The organism is Lentibacillus halophilus, assembly GCF_039522485.1.
Lineage (GTDB): Bacteria > Bacillota > Bacilli > Bacillales > Amphibacillaceae > Lentibacillus > Lentibacillus halophilus.
Genome location: NZ_BAAADM010000002.1, coordinates 49,790 through 52,174 on the forward strand (window position 1 = coordinate 49,790; position 2,385 = coordinate 52,174).

General features: G+C 38.8%; 2 protein-coding genes and 1 riboswitch. Both genes read right to left on the reverse strand.

The features are described 5' to 3' along the window. Window positions 1-251: 251 nt before the first annotated feature. Window positions 252-1,457 (reverse strand): HD-GYP domain-containing protein, encoded by a 1,206-nt coding sequence (locus ABDZ72_RS00280; protein WP_343750395.1) that lies wholly within the window; start codon window positions 1,455-1,457, stop codon window positions 252-254. Between the two features lie 319 nt (window positions 1,458-1,776). Continuing rightward, window positions 1,777-2,103: a YolD-like family protein gene (locus tag ABDZ72_RS00285; RefSeq protein WP_343750396.1), complete on the reverse strand. Its 327-nt coding sequence runs from the start codon at window positions 2,101-2,103 to the stop codon at window positions 1,777-1,779. A 140-nt stretch (window positions 2,104-2,243) separates the two neighbouring features. After that, window positions 2,244-2,354: riboswitch (TPP riboswitch) on the forward strand. The last annotated feature ends 31 nt before the right edge of the window (window positions 2,355-2,385 follow it).

Consider the following 2,385-nt stretch of genomic DNA (forward strand, 5'->3'; position numbering starts at 1 on the left):
AAGCTTTGCTTTGTGCTTATCGCACTGCGGGGTCTTATCTAGGCTTTTCATCCCGCAGGAGTCTCCGTGTTTTTCCTACGCTAAATGAAAATCCGAACTGATTCAGATTTTTCGCGAATCATAGTTCGGATTTTTCTTTGACTAAACATCTTTTGTCCCAGCCCCATACGTTGGAATTAGTGCGAGAAATTAAGCAAAAATACACCACCAGCATGTTGTTTTAATTTTGTTCAGTTTACGGATTCTCATGTTCAATCACCTCCTTTCATGTCAGGTGCTGCTTCGTCAAACGCCGTCTCATGTGTTTGGTAATGCTCATGATATGCCACCCACTCTGGGTACACGTGTTTAAACGTTTCCATTAAGTCAGGATCAAATTGCGTCCCTTTATTGGAAACAATTTCTTCATACGCAACGTCCACGGGCAATGCAGTGCGATATGACCTCGAGGACGTCATCGCGTCAAACACGTCAGCAATGGTGATAACTCTGGTGAGGAAAGAGATTTCCGTACCTTTTAAGCCATCTGGATAACCTCTCCCATCCCAGCGTTCATGATGGTGTCTGATGACATCGAGGTTATCATCGATACCTTCCACTTCCTGAACAGCGTCAGCACCAACAACAGGATGCGTTTTAATCAGTTCAAACTCTTCGTCGGTGAGTTTGCCGGTTTTGGTCAAAATTGAATCGGGAATGTAAACTTTTCCTATATCGTGCAGCAAGCAAGCATAGTAAAAAGATTTTAATTCATCCGCTTGATATTTCCCCGTTGCTCTCGCTAGAGTCATGGCATATTGAGCCACCCGTTCGCTATGACCGCGTGTATAGTGATCTTTCAGCTCCAGTGTAGCAATAACCCCTTTAACAATGCCTTCAAGCTGTTTGTCATACGATATTTCCACCGCTGATACATACCTTATAAAACGGTGAAGCAGGATATAACCTATGATGGATAAAACAACAATTAACGTAATTGGCAATGTAACGACAAAATCCCTGAGAACGATACCTAAAACAATAAATTTAAAAATTGTGCCCAAGGATACGAGGTTGAAGAATGTTTTATTTACAAATATGGGAGCAAACAAGACTATGACAATTTCAATGATATTGCCGTTGCTGTATGTAGATTCAACTCCCCAATATATCCATATATCATTGATAATATTCATAATGGTGAACGTAATAAAATACATATACTTGATAATCCATGTTTTTTCCCGATGCATTAAATAAAAAGCGATGGGCAGTAAGCTTAATAAAATGATATACGTCCAATATCCCAAGCCATTGTTTAACACTTTTTGTGCCGATTCCCACGGCATTTCAGGCAATATTATATAATAAACTATGTCGTAAGAAAAATAAATAATATAAAAGATCCACAAAAACCATATGGTTGTTCGTCTTTCTTCATCTAGTAACGTCGATGCTTTTCTTAGCTCCGCCTGCATTTCGGTGTCCTTTCTATCTCACGTGTTCAATGTATTTAATTAATCACCGCCGCATGAATATTGAAAAAATTATATTTTATTAATAATAAATCATTTGTCGAGTTTTGTAAATAATATCCTTCGGTTAGGTTACGATTTAATTCGACACGATAGCATTGCCAACAACGGAAAAACATAGAAAAATAATAGAAAACCCTTTAAAACAAATTTTATCAGCATTCAGCAGTGATGGAAAAACGTAATCTGTCCTCACCTACTGAATGACATTCTTTAAACGGTTACGCCCACATTCCGTTTAATAGCATGACAGATAATCTCTTTATCCGATGTCGTCGATACGCACATCTAAAACATCTTCCAACTTAATCGTCGCACCATTATCCAGCCACAACTGTCTCTCATCTATTTTCGACACGGTTCCTTTACTCGTCAGAAAGTCCCGACCGTTGTAATGTTTTACTTCCACTGTCCGATGATAGTAAACAGCTTCTTGCAGTCGCGCATCCACGTCTTCTTTTTGCTGTTCATCCAATATCGGCTTCTCTTTATAATCCTGCTCCTTCCACATTTTCCGAAGCAATTCTTCGTGTTCCGGCATCATCATAGCCGTCCATTTTTTGCTCCCACGATCATAAATATTACTCATATCGATCCCTCCATGGAACATGTGTTCTTAATATAACAAATCTTATTCTCTTTTTCAACTCTCGTTACCAAACGGATCATTGACATTTACGAATTTTTGTGATAATTTAACGTTAACAATCAAAATTAAATACGATTATTGATTTGCTCTAGGGGTGCCCTTCAAAAGGGCTGAGATCAAAGTAATGAACTTTGGGACCCATTGAACTTGAGACGGTTAAAACCGGCGTAGGGATGTGGCAATGTTACAAACGTTAATCCATCATACGAACACAAACCACTT

Excerpts from the sequence above, each read along its gene's own strand:
- ABDZ72_RS00280 (WP_343750395.1), bottom strand. The coding sequence starts at position 1,457 with ATGCAGGCGGAGCTAAGAAAAGCATCGACGTTACTAGATGAAGAAAGA.
- ABDZ72_RS00285 (WP_343750396.1), bottom strand. The coding sequence starts at position 2,103 with ATGAGTAATATTTATGATCGTGGGAGCAAAAAATGGACGGCTATGATG.